Raw genomic sequence first — 14,822 nt, forward strand, 5'->3', positions numbered from 1 at the left:
CAAGGACGGAACTGGTCAACCTGCTCTCTGCGCGTGCCGCTTCCGACAGTGCATTGAGTGCAGCATCAAACCATCAATGCGACTTTTGGTGAAATCCGAAGGCGGGCCTCCGCGGGCCCGCCTGGACTGTTCGAGTAACGATTACTTGGCCACCTTTTTGGGTGTGTAGCCCAGTATGGACTTGGTCTCCAGGTACTCGTGGAAGCCGTAATCACCTACTTCGCGACCGTTGCCGCTCATCTTGTAGCCGCCGAACGGAGCGGTCCGGTCGCTCTCGCTGCCGTTGATCGAGACCTGACCAACGCGCAGCTTCGAAGCTACGGCCCGGATCTTGCTCATTTCCGAACCCCACACACACGCCGCCAGACCATACTGGCTATTGTTGGCGATATTCACCGCCTCGTCGACAGTCTCGTAGCTGAGGATCGAGACCACTGGCCCAAAAATCTCCTCCTTAGCGATGGTCATGTCGTTCTTCACGTTAGCGAAAACCGTAGGCTTTACATAGAACCCCTTATGAAGTTCGTCTGGACGCCCGAGCCCACCGGTGACGAGCGTCGCGCCCTCGTCGATCCCAGCCTGGATTAAGTGCTGGATCTTCTCCCACTGAGTTCTGTTTACGACCGGCCCGATGGTGGCGTTCCCATTCGGATCGCCGACAGTAGTGGCATCTGCCTCTTCCTTGGCGATTACGATCGCCCTATGCATCTTCTTTGCCGGCACCAGCATGCGGGCAGGCGCGTTGCAGGACTGGCCGGAGTTGCTCATTACCGCGCGAACGCCGGCGCGGACAGCGGCTTCGAAGTCTGCGTCATCGAGGATGATATTCGGGCTCTTGCCACCAAGCTCTTGGGTCACGCGCTTAACCGTGGCAGCGGCGTTGCGTGCCACCTCAACCCCAGCGCGGGTCGAGCCAGTGATTGAGACCATGTCGATGCCGGGATGGCTTGCGATCGCGGCCCCCACCACAGGGCCCTCGCCGTTGATCATATTGAAAACGCCCGCGGGGACGCCGGCTGCGTCCATGACTTCGGCCCAGATGCAAGCGCTGAACGGCGACTCTTCGGAAGGCTTGACCACCATGGTGCAGCCAGCAGCGAGCGCCGGCACGACCTTGCAGACGATCTGGGCAACTGGCCAGTTCCAAGGAGTGATCATGCCGCAGACACCAATCGGCTCCTTCGCGATGCGGGTGGTGCCACGATCTTCCTCGAACTTGAAGTTCTTCAAGACCTCGATGCCGGCGTTGATATGGATAATGCTCGCCGCGGTCTGCGCCCGTTCTGCAAAAATGGCTGGCGCACCCATTTCCTCGGTGACCGCCTTTGCGATGTCGTCGAAACGCTTCTGGTACTCGGTCAGGATGCGCTGCAAAAGCTCGATACGCTCTTCGCGGTTTGTCTGAGAATAAGTAACGAACGCCTTCTTGGCGGCGGCCACAGCCTTGTCGACGTCGGCTGCCGAGCCGGCGGAGATGCGGCCGCAGACTTGTTCGGTGGCAGGATTGATGACGTCCATCTGCTTGGGCGTGTCTGGGCCGACCCAGCGGCCGTCGATGTAGAACTTCAGGTATTCGCGCATGCGGTATGCTCCTTGGGCTCGCCGAGCCCCAGTGATCACAGGAAGCTCGCGACGCGCGCATGTTAGAGGTGATGGTTCAGTTGTGGCTTGGCGGGCTCACGTACGTTTGCTTCCACTACGGGGCCACTCATTTGCGCGCCCGCTCGGGTGATATTAAAGGGTTTCCACGTCCAATGACCGCGAAAAGCGGCACCTGATTAGAGAAATTCTGCAAACAGCCCACTCTGACCTTAATTTTCGGGAAGACAAGCGGTCACCACCCGTTGGCACCCTAATCAATTGAAGCGCCAAATCACACGACTTAGGGCACCATCGTCGCACCAATGTACATGAAGCAGCAGGCCTCCTGGCAATTCACGAGCACTGCGTTTGGATCGTGACAGCCGCGTTCGCCATATAGCAGAAAATTCGGCATCTGTGCAGCGCGACAATGAAGCTGAAAGGGTCTTCTCACCCAGTTTGTCGCGCTACAGGCATCTGACTGGGTGCGGCGTTTGGGTCGTGAACCCGCCAATCTGCTCTTGTTTGAGCAGCCCGGCGCCCGACGTGCCATGCTTAGCGGTTGCACCTCGGACGGGCCTCATTGACTTCCGTAGTCATTAAAATCAATGATTCTCCGCGAGTGAAACAGCTGACGTGCGCACGATCAGATCGGTCCAAGCGGCTTCGGGGAATAGGCGAGTGAAGGCCGGCTCTCGCGACGCAAAAAGCAGGGCGGCGGCGTGCTGATACATGCTCTCCATCGACCGACCGGCAGAAATCTGTCAAAGCGCATGCTGCAGCGCTGGATTTCGGCGCGAACCTGCGGTTCATTGCAGTAAATCAATATCAGTTTATGATTAGCTCTACCGGCGACAATTGACTCGGTGAGGGAGAAGCGTTCATGCCAAAAATCTTGACGCCTGGTCAAATCGAGGCATACCGCAAGGATGGCTATGTTGCGCCGATCAGGGTGATATCGACGGAACGCGCGGCCGCGATTAGGCAGCGGATTGAGGAGTTCGAAAGAAGTCACGGGGCGCCGCTCAGTGCGACGATCCGTAAAAGACCTCATTTGCTCTTTACCTGCCTAAATGAGTTGATGCGCGAGGAGCGGATTCTCGATGCTGTGGAGGATTTGTACGGCGAGAACTTGCTGGTCTGGAGTAGCGATCTTTTCATCAAGGAGCCTGCTGATCCTGCTTACGTGTCTTGGCATCAGGATTCGACGTACTGGGGGCTTTCCAGTCCCGATGTGGTTACCGCCTGGGTTGCGATCTCGGAAAGCGATAAGTCTAATGGAGCGCTTGAGGTTGTCCCGGGTACGCACCTTAAGGACCAGTTGCCGCATCGCGACACTTTTGCAGAGGACAACATGCTGTCTCGAGGGCAGGAGGTTGCCGTCGAGGTCGATCCAAATTCTTCTGTGATGCTTGAGCTGGAGCCTGGTGAAATGTCGTTGCATCACGTTCGGCTGGTCCACGGCTCCGCGCCGAACGGATCCAAAACTCAACGTCGGATTGGGTGCGCCATTCGCTACATTCCAACCTACGTTCGCCAGCTCGATCGTCAAAACCCGGCATCGCTTGTCCGTGGAGATGATACTTTCCGCTCCTTTGAACATGAGCCGATCCCGACGCGCGATATGGATCCCAAATGTGTGTCGCTCCACGATAAGACTATCAAGATGTGGGATGTTGCCGCTGCTACTTAGCGCGGTGCGACCGGAAATGCGGAGATGCTTGCGTCCTTGATTGGTGCGCGTGCCAATATGGTGAGCTTGGTGAGGCGCAACTTTGGCTGTGGAGTTATTGCCAAGCAGAAAATACGTTTGGGTTATAAATAGGCAGTTGCCAGGAGCCCCTGCGCTGAGCGATCGCAAACAAGAATGCGCGTTGCGAGTGGTGGTAGTCGGAAAGTGTGCTCCATCCTTTACAGCGGTAAGCTTAGCAGCGCGTTTCTAGCTTCTATCGACATCGAAGGAAATCCGTGAAGTTCGAAGCAGCAGTCCTGTCCGAATCGCGCGCATCGCTCGCGATCGAATCGCTTGATCTAGCCGCACTTTCCGACACCGATGTGTTGGTTCGTGTACAAGCAACGAGTCTCTGCCACACCGACCTCGAAGCAACTCATGGCAATTTCGGAACACCGCTGCCTTTCGTGCCGGGCCACGAGGCGGCGGGCGTCGTCGAGTGGATCGGCAAGTCCGTCACGCAGGTGCAGATCGGCGACCACGTCGTGACGTCATGGAATCCGCATTGCGGCGAGTGCTATTATTGTGCTCGTCGTCAGCCAATCTTATGCGAGCCATATCGCGAGGGCGCCGCTCGGTCGTATCACTTCGATGGCCGTCCGCGTCTGATGCGCGAAGACGGTCAACCTGTACATCAGCTGATGTATTCGGGCACTTTCGCCGAAGTTTGCGTGGTTGATCAACGCTGCGCAGTCAAAGTGCCGCGCGAGATTCCGTTCAATCGGGCTTGTCTGATCGGTTGCGGCGTGATGACCGGCGTGGGCGCGGCCATGCACATTGCTCAGATTGAAAAAGGCGGGACAGTGACTGTGATCGGCTGCGGCGCAGTCGGTTTGTCGGCGGTGCAGGGCGCGCGACTCGCAGGGGCATCGCGCGTAATTGCGGTCGACCTGCGACGTGAGAAGCTCGATCTCGCCGCGGTAATCGGCGCGACACATACGTTGCTCGCTGATGACGCGTTTGCTTCTTCGCACGCCGAACTCACTGATGGACGGGGCGCCGATTGCGTAATCGAAGCCGCGGGAAATCGCGCTGCGTTTCGCGCGAGCGTCGAGATGGTGCGACCCGGCGGTCAAGTCGTGTGGCTCGGCAAGCTGCGGGGAGACGAAGAGATGGCATTTCGCTGGGGCACTCTCACAGGCGAGAAGCGAATCGTGCGGTCGAGCTATGGGGGCGCCGTTCCGTGGCGCGATTTTCCTTGGCTCGCTAACGCATATCTCAATGGCTCACTCAAGCTTGACGAGTACGTTACCTCGACGATCGTGCTCGCCGATGTCAATGCCGGACTTTCACGGCTCGCCGCTGGCGAAGACGTGCGCGCGGTGATCGAGTTCTGACGATGGCGCACCCGCCACTTGCGGCCGGCTGGATCGATGCGCCGCACCATGTGGCGTTGCTTGGCCGTATGCCGCTCGAGTCAGGCAATGCAATCGAGGACCTCCACATCTCTTATGTCGTGCACGGTTCGCTCGATGATCGCTCGAAGCCGATAGTCTTTGGGCTGTGCGCGATCGGCAGCACGCATCACCGCCTCGACTTCCTGATAGGCGCGGGGCGGGCGCTCGATCCGTCGCGTCACACCGTCGTCATGATTGATGCGCTCGGCAACGGGCTGTCCAGCTCGCCATCGAACTCGCCAAAGCAGCTGGGCGAGCGCTTCCCGCGCTTCTCGATCCGCGACATGGTGACGAGCCAACGCATGCTCGCCTCGCATCTGGGCATCGACGCGGTGCATGCGGTCATCGGCGCCTCGATGGGCGGCATGCAGGCGCTGCAGTGGGGCGTATCGTATCCGGATTTCGCCAAGCTCCTCGTTGCGATGGTGCCGATGGCGAAAACCACACCGTGGTCCCAGGCTGTCAATCATGCAGGACGTCTGGCGCTCTCGGACGCGCGGCCTCTGCCGACGCCCGAAGCGCGATGGGAAGCGTGGGTTACCGTGATGTACGTATTCGCGCAGCGCACGCCATCGCGATTTTCTCAGGATGTCGCGGGTGCCGCCAATAGCGACGCGACCAGCGACACGCTCGCCTGGATCGCCGAGCGCACTCGCTTGATGGCTGCGCAAGGGGCCGATCCGTTGGACTGGATCTACCAGTCCTATGCATACGATGCGCACGACCTCGGCACATCGCCCGGCTTCGACGGCGACACACAACAGGCGCTTGCATCTATTCGAGCGCCTACGCTCGTGGCCGTGCCGCCGCTCGATCTGTACAATCCCGTAGAAGCCGGCGTATGGGCGGCGCAACAGATCCCGCGCGGTAAACTCCTCCGTCTGCCTTCCAACAGCGGGCATCTCGTCGCGTCGGACGCGGAACCGCAGAGCGCCGCAATGCTGAATGATGCCATCGGACGGTTCTTGCGGGACGAGGAGCCTGCGCTCTAATAAGAGCAATCGATCGTACGTCCGTATGAAAGCCCGATATCGGCGTCGACCCGAGAAACGAAGGCGGTCCACGCCTGGTGCTTCGCAAGAAAACAAGCGAATTCAGATTAAGAAAGCCGGCGAGGCCGCCGAGCGAGGTAGAATTTCGATTTTGCAGGGTGAAGGTGGATTCATGGTTTCCGAGCTCAATTTTATGGTACCGCTCTTCGTTCCGGCAAACCGGCCTGAGCGGTTCAAGAAAGCCGCTGCGTCTGGAGCAGACGCCATCATTCTGGATCTTGAGGATGGTGTTCCACGTGAGGCAAAAGACGGCGCGCGTCGGTCACTTCACCTTCACCTCGACTTTTCTGATTGTCCCGTGCTCATGCGTATCAATGGAATGGGGACACCGTGGCATAGACGTCGCGCTTGTCTCTTCTCTTCCCATCGACGGAGTCGTTCTCCCCAAAGCTGAAATGGGCAATTCCCTTTTAAGGCTGGTCGCACAGCTGAGACGGCGCTTACCCATAATTACGCTCATTGAGACAGCTCGTGGGCTGAAGAACGCGTTTGAAATTGCTGCATCCCCTGGGATCGTGCGACTAGCCTTTGGCTCCATCGACTTCTGCGCCGAAATGGGTTGCTCCCACACGCGCAAAGTCTTGCTTTCCGCGCGATCCAGTTTGGTTCTTGCCTCACGGCTTGCAGGAAAAAGTGCCCCCCTTGATGGCGTCACGATCTCGTTCGATGGTGCTGACCTTATAAGAGATGATGCCCGCCACTCCCGTGACCTTGGGTTCGGCGGAAAGCTTGCGATCCATCCACGTCAGATTGATGCGATTTGTGCAGGCTTCCGCCCCGAAGCAGACGAAATCACCTGGGCACAGAATACTTGGGACCGGCGAAGGCGCAGTTGCTGTCGATGGTGTCATGGTTGACGCCCCGCTCCGAGTTCGTGCTCGATCCATTCTGGCTAGAGCACGGCCGGCGCAGCTCCGCTGAAAGCCAGCGCATTTCATAAGCGCGCCTAGTTCAATGGGATAGGCGCAACATGGAGTTTGTTTGGAGCACACTCGGCCAATTCGTGGCCGGCAAATACGGTCGGTTCATCACCGCAGTGCATCGACGTGAATAACCCTGCTCGCGCTAGCAACTTAGGTGATTGGCAAGCTTCTCGTCGCAAATCGCTCTGAGACCGCGATCTTCAGAGCTCGCGAGTGAGTTAGGGCTGCCGACGTTAGCGGTTTATGCAGAACAGGACAGCAGCCGCTGTGCCGATTTATGGACGGATGGCGAGTCTTTCAAAGATGGTGTCGACGTGCAAGATCATGGCTGCGGCTTAAATGTCTTGCTGGCGCAGACAAACCGTCGTCGAGTCGCAGATGTTATAACACGAAAAGGTAACCATCTACTCGAGCGGCCGAGTTCACGAGTTGCACACTACTGGAGAGTCTACCAACGCATGATGGATCGCCACCTCAGGCACGCGGCGGTAATGATTTGGGCAGGCACCTTGAACAGCGACAGCCTCTAGACGGATTAAATTAAGCCTGGTTGGGGTCCCATTCGTACTGACGCGGGCTCAATTTGTGCGTACTGATGTGCCGGAGCTGCGCTCTTTGAAGCGTTGGTTGGCATGAGTTCTTTGGAGCCTGCCTGCGCCGGAAAAACTGCATTCAAAGCGTCAGGCCCGTCAAATTTCTCCGCATTACCGACATATTTTGCCGAAAAACGTCCGAGGCTATGTGTCAATTTATTTTGAGGGATATCAACCCGCGCCGTCTGGGGAGTCCTTGGTTGGCAGAAGCGGCCCAGGAATGCTGCGCAAAGCAAGAAGCGGAGGAATGAGGGTGTCGGATTCAGGAGCAGGCGAACTGAAGGTCGAAATCGCCGACATGGAGGTGCTGCCTTGTAGCGAGGCCTTCGGTCGTGGGGCTTCACGGCGAGAGGTGATGAGGCTCCTCATTGCGGCTGGTATGTCGGCCACGGCGGCCACGCTCCCGATCTTCGCCGGTGCTGCGCGGGCGCAGACTCCGCGCGCCGGCGGTAGGATCAAAGTCGCGACAGCTACGAGCTCCACTGCCGAGTCGCTCGACCCTGCGAGGGGCTTGACCCAAGCCGACTTTTCGCGCGTCCATATGTTCTACAATGGGTTGACGTCGTTTGACGAGACCCTGACCCCGAAGCTAAATCTCGCCGAAGAGATCGGGTCAAGTGAGCGCGCGACCGTGTGGAACATTAAGCTGCGGCGCGACGTTCGCTTTCACGATGGTTCGCCACTCACCTCCGCCGACGTCGTCTACTCTCTGCAGCGCCACAAGGATCCGGCGGTCGGGTCGGCGGTGCGCAGCCTTGCCGCCCCTATGGACGAGATCGCTGCGACCGGACCGCACGAATTGCGCATTCGCCTGAGTGGTCCGAATGTTGACCTGCCTCTCATCTTGGGTCTCTGGCAATTCGCGATAGTCAAGGATGGCGCCGCCGAATTTCGCATGGCGAATGGCACTGGCCCGTACAAGTGCCAGGAGTTCCGGCCGGGTGTGCGTTCGCTCGCCGTGCGCAACAGCGAGTACTTCAAGCCCGGCAAGCCATATCTCGACGAGATCGAGCTTTTCGGGATTGCGGACGAGCCGGCGCGAGTCAACGCACTACTCGCGGGCGACGTACAATTGGTCAGCCAGATCAACGCGCGCTCGGCGCAGCGCGTCATCTCCGCGCCAAAATTTGCTCTCTTCGAGACGAGGTCTGGCGCCTACCACGAACTCGGTATCCGCGTAGATCAGGTGCCTGGATCGAATCCAGACTTTGTGCTGGCGGTGAAGCACATGTTTAATCGCGAGCAGATCCGCCGCGTCGTCTACCAGAACTTCGCAGTGATTGCGAATGACCAGCCGATTGATCCGACCAACCGGTTTTACGATCCGAGCCTGCCGCAGCGTCCCTTCGACCTTGACAAGGCCCGCTTTCATCTGCAGCGCTCGGGTTTCGCCAACCAGACCTTCCCGCTTGTCGTCTCACCCGCCGCGCCGAACTCGGAAGAGCTCGGACAGCTCCTGCAGCAAAGCGGTCGCCAGATCGGACTTAACTTCAACCTACAGCGCGTGCCGTCCGACGGGTATTGGACGAACCACTGGGGGAAAGACCCGATGTTCTTCGGCAGTGTCCCCCAAAAAGCGGGTGCCGATATCACGTTCACTCTGTTCTTCAAGGGGGGCGGGGCGTACAATGAGAGTCATTGGAGCAACGAACGCTTCGATTCTCTCCTGATCGAGGCTCGCGCTGAGAGTGACACCAATAAGCGTCGCGAGATGTACGGCGAGATGCAGCGCCTCGTTCACGACAGCTGCGGCGTATGCATCCCAGTGTTCGCGAGCTACCTCGACGCGCACGTCAGCAATCTGAAGGGCCTGCGGCCCATCCCGACCGGCAGCCTGATGGGGTACAATTTCGCCGAAAGCATTTGGCTTGACCAGTGACTGTCATCGCGACATCCTCGGAGGAGCGCCGCGCGCGTCGGCGCGATAGCACTGGGACGGCGGCTATGTATGCAGCGTTGGTTCGTATCTTGGCGAGCAGAATTGCGATGGCGATGCTGACGCTCGGCTTCGTCTCGATGGCGGTGTTCGCTGGCACCGAGATTCTACCGGGAGACGTCGCGGAGGCGGTGCTCGGGCAAAATGCAACACCCGAGGCGGTCGCCGGCCTGCGGCACGCTCTACACCTCGACTACCCGGCCCATATCCGATACTTCCTCTGGTTAATTGGGATTTTCTCCGGCGACGCCGGCCGCTCGCTGGCTAACAACCTGCCTGTCACCGAGCTCATCGCGAGCCGGTTGCCGAATTCGCTAATGCTCGCCTCGGTGACCGCGGTGGTGTCCGTACCAATCGCGTTGACGCTCGGCATCTCTTCCGCCATCTGGCGCGGGAGCTTCTTCGACCGAGCCGCGAGCTTCCTCACAATGTCGGTGGTCGCTATGCCGGAGTTTCTGATCGCGACCCTCGCTGTGATCATCTTCGCCGTGAACCTGCGCTGGTTTCCGGCACTGTCTTACGCGGCAGGAATGGTGTCGATCAACCAATTCTTCAACCAGTTCGCGCTGCCGGTGTTCACGCTGAGCTGCGTATTGATCGCGCTGATGATGCGCATGACGCGCGCCGCGGTGATCGACACGCTGCGGTCGCCCTATATCGAAATGGCGGTGCTGAAGGGCGCGCGGCCGATTCGACTGGTGCTAACGCACGCGTTGCCGAACGCGATCGGCCCGATCGCGAACGCCGTCGCGCTTAGCCTGTCGTACCTTCTCGGCGGCACCGTTGTCGTCGAGATCGTCTTCGGCTATCCGGGCCTCGCGCGTCTTCTGGTCGATGCCGTCTCCAACCGCGACATGCCGGTCGTGCAGGCCTGCGTGATGATCGTCTGCTCCGCCTATCTCTTCCTTGTCATCCTTGCCGATATCGCTGGCGTCCTATCCAACCCGAGGCTTCGTTACAGGTGAGTTCATATCATATGATCGCGGCCCAAAAAGCGCCTGCCTCAGCGCGCCGCCGTCTCCGACTGCCGCTCGCCGGCATAATCGGTGCCGGCATCGTCGCCTTCTGGGTTTTGATGGCGATCATTGGACCTTACATCGCGCCGCATGACGTCGGTGCGCTGATTGACAACGACCTGTTCGGCCGGATGCGCTGGGGCCTGCCGCTTGGCAGCGACTATCTCGGCCGCGACGTCCTGAGCCGTATTCTCGTCGGCACACGCTACTCAATCGGCGTCGCCGCTGCCGCGACTTTCCTCGCAATTCTGATGGGCGGCACGCTCGGCATGCTTGCCGCGGTTTCGCGCTCTGCCGTCGACATGGTGCTCAGCCGCTTCTTCGACATGTTAATCTCGATCCCAAGCAAGATGTCGGCGCTCGTCGTTATCGCGGCGCTCGGCTCCTCGATCCCGGTGTTGATCGCCACGGTCGCCGTGATCTACACGCCTGGCGCCTTCCGCATCTGGCGCGCGCTCTCAGTCAACGTTAACGCGCTCGACTTCGTCGAGGTGGCGCGCGCCCGGGGCGAAGGTACCGCCTACCTTATCCGCGAGGAGATCCTGCCGAACATCCTCGGCCCCGTGCTTACAGATTTCGGCCTGCGCTTCGTCTTCGCCATTCTGCTCCTCTCGAGCCTTTCCTTCCTCGGCCTCGGCATACAGCCGCCGAACGCCGACTGGGGTTCGCTCGTGCGCGAGAACATCAACGGCCTCGCCGATGGGGCGCTCGCGGTGGTGATGCCGTCGTTCGCGATCGCGACGCTGACGATCGGTATCAATCTCGTAATCGACAATCTGCCAGGCCGCTGGTCCTCAACTGGAGAACGTTGATGGCACCGGTGGTGAAGGTCGAAGGGCTGCGCGTGACCGCGCGTGACGGGCGCGGCCAGCAGAACGTCATTGTCAACGACGTCAGCTTTGAGGTGAACTCTGGTGAGATCATCGCACTCATCGGCGAATCCGGCTCGGGCAAGACGACGATTGCCTTGTCGCTGATGGGTTATGCCCGTTCCGGCACCCGCATCGCCGGCGGCAAGGTTACCTTCGATCGGCGCGAAATCCTCTCACTCACCCAGCGCGAGCTGTCGTCCTTGCGGGGCCGAGACATCGCCTATGTCCCGCAGAGCGCGGCGGCCTCATTCAATCCCGCTAAGCCGCTCCTGAAGCAGGTGATTGAGAGCTCGCAGATCCACCGCGTCATGGCGCCGGCCGAGGCACGTGCCAAGGCGGTCTCGCTGTTTCGGGAACTGGGGCTGCCCAATCCAGAGCTTCTGGGCACGCGCTTTCCGCACCAAGTCTCGGGGGGGCAGCTGCAACGCCTACTCGCGGCGATGGCGCTTGTCACCGACCCGAAGCTCATCATCTTCGACGAACCGACCACCGCACTCGACGTGACGACTCAGATTGAGGTGCTGCGCGTCTTCAAGAAGGCGATCAAGGAGCGCGGCAGGACTGCAGTGTACGTCTCGCACGATCTCGCCGTAGTCGCGCAGATGGCCGACCGCATCATCGTCTTGCGCGACGGCGCGATCCAGGAGGTGAATGCGACCCAGTACATCCTGACCGCGCCGAAGAGCGACTATACCAGGACTCTCCTTGCCGCCGCCGAGCCGCAGGCGCGCGCGGTGACCCGGCAAGCGAGTGGAACGGCCGCAGCGTCCGTCATCGAGGTAAAGAACATCGTCGCGGGTTATGGCGCGCGTGACCGCGAAGGCTTTCCGGCGGTACCTATCTTGCGTGATGTATCCTTGGCTATTCGCCCCGGCACTACGCTCGGCGTCATCGGCGAATCGGGCTCTGGCAAGAGCACGCTCGCACGCGTCATCGCCGGTCTCCTGCCGGCAGCGCGCGGCGAGGTCCAGCTCAACGGCGTGGCCTTACCGAAGAGCGCCGCAGCGCGCACGCGCGACCAGCTGCGCCGCATCCAGATCGTATTCCAGATGGCCGACACTGCGCTCAATCCGGCGCGCCCGATTGGCCGCATCCTCGGTCGCCCGCTCGAGTTCTACCACGGACTCCGCGGGGCGCGGCGTGCGCGCCGGGTCGCCGAGCTTCTCGAGATGGTGCGTCTGCCGGCAACGATGGCCGAGCGCTACCCAGGCGAGCTCTCGGGCGGGCAGAAGCAGCGTATCAACCTCGCCCGCGCTCTCGCAGCAGAGCCGAGCCTTATTCTCTGCGATGAGGTAACTTCTGCGTTAGATACGGTTGTCGGTGCCGCAATTCTCGATCTTCTTGTCGAATTACAACGCGAACTCGGCATCGCCTACCTCTTCATCAGCCACGATCTGTCGACGGTAAAGGCGATCTGCGACGAGGTCATGATCCTCTACGCCGGGCAGATAATGGAGCACGGGACACGCGGCGCGCTGTGCCAACGCCCGCTGCATCCCTATTCGGAGCTCCTAATTTCCTCGGTGCCGGAGCTGCGCCAGGGTTGGCTCGAGGGCATCAGCGAAACCGTTTTGAAGGAGGCCTCAGGCGGCATCGTGCGCCGCGCCGGAGCGGCCTGTAGCTTCTTCGAGCGCTGTTCACTGCGTATCCCCGGCCGCTGCGATGTTGAGCCGACGCCGCTGCGCCGCTTCTCGAAGGGGGCCGATATCCGCTGCCAGCGCACGGAAACGGAGCTAATCGAGCTTGCCGCGCAAAGGGACGCGAACGAAATATCCGGGCGACCCGAAATCAGTGAACCGCGTGATTTCGGTCCCGGACGCGGTGCGCAGCTAATCGCCTGGTAACCGTAAAAATAATTTCAGACACAAGGGTCTTGGAATGGGTAGTCGAATTACGGGCGGAAATCTTCATTCGGCGCCACGCACGTCGGTCGAGGAATTTAGTGCAGAATTTGGCCATGCTCGCCTCCGACCGCAGCGGCTGCACGGCGGAAAGCTTCACGCTTTGTCCATTGGCCGAAGGCAACCTCGATGTCATCACCGACCCACTGAGAGCCGGCCGGATCCCGGAAGTTAGGCATTGAGCGGCCGAGCGAAGTGCCTGGAGGAAGCGATGTTCATCTACCGCTGTCACGTTCGGACACCTTGGCTTGATATGAACGGGCACATGAATGCCCGCACATACTTCGAGGTGTTTTCAGATGCCGGCGACCTCGCGTTGCGAGACTTGGGGTTTGACCTGTCCTACCTCGCTGGAGGGCATTCCGTTTTTACGGGCGATGTCCATATCACCTACGGTCGCGAGATCCTTGCCGGAGGAAGCCTGACGGTCGCCACGCGCATCCTTGATCTCGACGTTAGGCGTTTCGTGCTCCACCAAGAGATGACAGACGACCGCAATGGTGCGCTGGCGGCGACGGCGGAGCAGCTTCAGCTCAACGTCGGTGTGGTGAGCCGGAAGGTTGAGCCGTTCTGCCCCGAGATCTTCGAGCGCCTCCGGCAAGCGCGGGGCGGCCAGGGTGCCAGCCCGCCACGGAATGTCGGCCGCGTGGCGTCTCTCATCGCAGGTGCGCCGGCCCGATGAGCGGGCGCTCCACCATCGTGCGCGGCGGCGCTGCTCGCCGAAGCATCGGCGGGAGGATCTTCGTGCACTCCCGATGCCAGAGAGGACTCACCGATGAACAACCACCAGGCAAGCCGGCTCGGCCGGATGGAGTCTGAGGCTATGAGCGTCTTTCGCGGACCTGATCACATCCGCCGGGTCGCCTGTCTTGGGACGGGACTGATCGGCGGCGGGTTTGTCGCACTCTTTCTCGCGCGCGGGCTCGACGTGATTGTATGGGACCCAGCGCCAGAAGCTAAGAGGCGGCTCGATGAACTTCTTACGACGGCCTGGCCGACCTTGGAGCGCCTCGGCGCGCGCGCCGAGGATCGCGGCAGCTTGAGCTGGGCGAGGACCGCGTTAGAGGCGGTCACGACGGCAGATTTCGTGCAAGAGAGTGCCCCCGAGCGGATCGAACTGAAGCGAAATCTCTATGCGGAGATTGAACTCCATGTGCCGACTGATGTGGTCATCGCCACTTCCAGCTCCGGGTTCACTATCACCGAGCTTCAAGCCGACAGGTCGCCATCTCCGCGTCTAGTCGTGGGGCACCCGTTCAACCCGCCTTATCTGATTCCTCTCGTGGAGGTTGCCGGTGCACCCTATACCAGTGGAGAGGCGCTCGCCGCGGCGGAGGCGTTCTATGAGTCGATCGGAAAGGTCGTTATCCGCATGGATCACGAGATACCAGGCTTTATCGCAAATCATCTGCAGGCCGCGCTGGAGCGCGAGGCTATGCACCTCGTGGCTGAAGGCCACGCGACGCCCCAGCAGATCGATGCTGCAATCGTTCAGGCTCTCGCCCCACGTTGGACGGCGATCGGGCCTTGCATGGTGCGCCACATGGCGACTGTCGCTGGCATCGGCGCCTATTTCGAGCGCTTCCATCTCGGCAGCGAGCGGTTTCTTTCCCACGTTGAGCCACCAAAGTTCACGCCTGAGCTTATTCAAGCAATGGAAGAGGGCTGCCGCGCGATGTCAGCTGACCGCGACAAAGCCGCTCTCGCCTCGGCGCGGGACCGCATGGTGATCGAGACACTCCTTGCTCAGCGCCGTGCGGGCCTTTCGGGACACGGCATCTAAACGAACGCCCGCGAAAATGGCTTTTATTCCGAAAGG

The 14,822-nt window shown here is 60.3% G+C and carries 10 protein-coding genes and 1 pseudogene; 10 read left to right on the forward strand and 1 reads right to left on the reverse strand.

Annotated features, from left to right (window positions below; genetic code table 11):
- Window positions 1–141 precede the first annotated feature (141 nt).
- Window positions 142–1,581, reverse strand: a complete 1,440-nt coding sequence (locus tag GWG65_RS36810; RefSeq protein WP_275200303.1) for an aldehyde dehydrogenase family protein — start codon at window positions 1,579–1,581, stop codon at window positions 142–144.
- 883 nt (window positions 1,582–2,464) lie between these two features.
- Between GWG65_RS36810 and GWG65_RS36815 the strand changes: the two genes are divergently transcribed.
- The 10 genes and pseudogenes from GWG65_RS36815 to GWG65_RS36860 all read left to right on the forward strand — a co-directional run bounded on the left by GWG65_RS36815 (window position 2,465) and on the right by GWG65_RS36860 (window position 14,786).
- Window positions 2,465–3,274 carry a phytanoyl-CoA dioxygenase family protein gene (locus tag GWG65_RS36815; RefSeq protein WP_275200304.1) on the forward strand — a complete coding sequence of 270 codons (810 nt, stop codon included), beginning with the start codon at window positions 2,465–2,467 and terminating at the stop codon, window positions 3,272–3,274.
- A gap of 275 nt (window positions 3,275–3,549) precedes the next feature.
- A complete protein-coding gene (locus GWG65_RS36820; protein ID WP_275200305.1) occupies window positions 3,550–4,650 on the forward strand; it encodes an alcohol dehydrogenase catalytic domain-containing protein in 1,101 nt (366 codons plus the stop codon).
- Between the two features lie 2 nt (window positions 4,651–4,652).
- Window positions 4,653–5,702: an alpha/beta fold hydrolase gene (locus GWG65_RS36825; RefSeq protein ID WP_275200306.1), complete on the forward strand. Its 1,050-nt coding sequence runs from the start codon at window positions 4,653–4,655 to the stop codon at window positions 5,700–5,702.
- 172 nt (window positions 5,703–5,874) lie between these two features.
- Window positions 5,875–6,683 (forward strand): annotated as a pseudogene (locus tag GWG65_RS36830) (CoA ester lyase).
- 815 nt (window positions 6,684–7,498) lie between these two features.
- Window positions 7,499–9,157 (forward strand): ABC transporter substrate-binding protein, encoded by a 1,659-nt coding sequence (locus GWG65_RS36835; RefSeq protein WP_275200307.1) that lies wholly within the window; start codon window positions 7,499–7,501, stop codon window positions 9,155–9,157.
- Window positions 9,158–9,222: 65 nt separating this feature from the next.
- Entirely contained in the window at window positions 9,223–10,179 is a 957-nt protein-coding gene (locus GWG65_RS36840) for an ABC transporter permease (protein WP_275200308.1), read from the forward strand.
- 11 nt (window positions 10,180–10,190) lie between these two features.
- Complete coding sequence (locus GWG65_RS36845) at window positions 10,191–11,042, forward strand: ABC transporter permease (protein WP_275200325.1); 852 nt, start codon at window positions 10,191–10,193, stop codon at window positions 11,040–11,042.
- Window positions 11,042–12,946: an ABC transporter ATP-binding protein gene (locus GWG65_RS36850; RefSeq protein WP_275200309.1), complete on the forward strand. Its 1,905-nt coding sequence runs from the start codon at window positions 11,042–11,044 to the stop codon at window positions 12,944–12,946. Before GWG65_RS36845 ends, GWG65_RS36850 begins: the two co-directional genes overlap by 1 nt.
- Window positions 12,947–13,214: 268 nt before the next feature.
- On the forward strand, window positions 13,215–13,685 hold the full coding sequence (locus tag GWG65_RS36855) for a thioesterase family protein (RefSeq protein ID WP_275200310.1): 471 nt from the start codon (window positions 13,215–13,217) through the stop codon (window positions 13,683–13,685).
- A 93-nt stretch (window positions 13,686–13,778) separates the two neighbouring features.
- Window positions 13,779–14,786, forward strand: a complete 1,008-nt coding sequence (locus tag GWG65_RS36860) for a 3-hydroxyacyl-CoA dehydrogenase NAD-binding domain-containing protein (protein ID WP_275200311.1) — start codon at window positions 13,779–13,781, stop codon at window positions 14,784–14,786.
- Window positions 14,787–14,822 lie beyond the last annotated feature (36 nt).

The sequence above is a fragment of the Bradyrhizobium sp. CSA207 genome (assembly GCF_029051685.1).
GTDB lineage: Bacteria > Pseudomonadota > Alphaproteobacteria > Rhizobiales > Xanthobacteraceae > Bradyrhizobium.

What these genes read in the sequence shown, in the direction of transcription:
- GWG65_RS36810 (WP_275200303.1), bottom strand. Translation starts at nt 1,581, where the DNA reads ATGCGCGAATACCTGAAGTTCTACATCGACGGCCGCTGGGTCGGCCCA.
- GWG65_RS36815 (WP_275200304.1), top strand. Translation starts at nt 2,465, where the DNA reads ATGCCAAAAATCTTGACGCCTGGTCAAATCGAGGCATACCGCAAGGAT.
- GWG65_RS36825 (WP_275200306.1), top strand. Translation starts at nt 4,653, where the DNA reads ATGGCGCACCCGCCACTTGCGGCCGGCTGGATCGATGCGCCGCACCAT.
- GWG65_RS36835 (WP_275200307.1), top strand. Translation starts at nt 7,499, where the DNA reads ATGCTGCGCAAAGCAAGAAGCGGAGGAATGAGGGTGTCGGATTCAGGA.
- GWG65_RS36840 (WP_275200308.1), top strand. Translation starts at nt 9,223, where the DNA reads ATGTATGCAGCGTTGGTTCGTATCTTGGCGAGCAGAATTGCGATGGCG.
- GWG65_RS36845 (WP_275200325.1), top strand. Translation starts at nt 10,191, where the DNA reads ATGATCGCGGCCCAAAAAGCGCCTGCCTCAGCGCGCCGCCGTCTCCGA.
- GWG65_RS36850 (WP_275200309.1), top strand. Translation starts at nt 11,042, where the DNA reads ATGGCACCGGTGGTGAAGGTCGAAGGGCTGCGCGTGACCGCGCGTGAC.
- GWG65_RS36855 (WP_275200310.1), top strand. Translation starts at nt 13,215, where the DNA reads ATGTTCATCTACCGCTGTCACGTTCGGACACCTTGGCTTGATATGAAC.
- GWG65_RS36860 (WP_275200311.1), top strand. Translation starts at nt 13,779, where the DNA reads ATGAACAACCACCAGGCAAGCCGGCTCGGCCGGATGGAGTCTGAGGCT.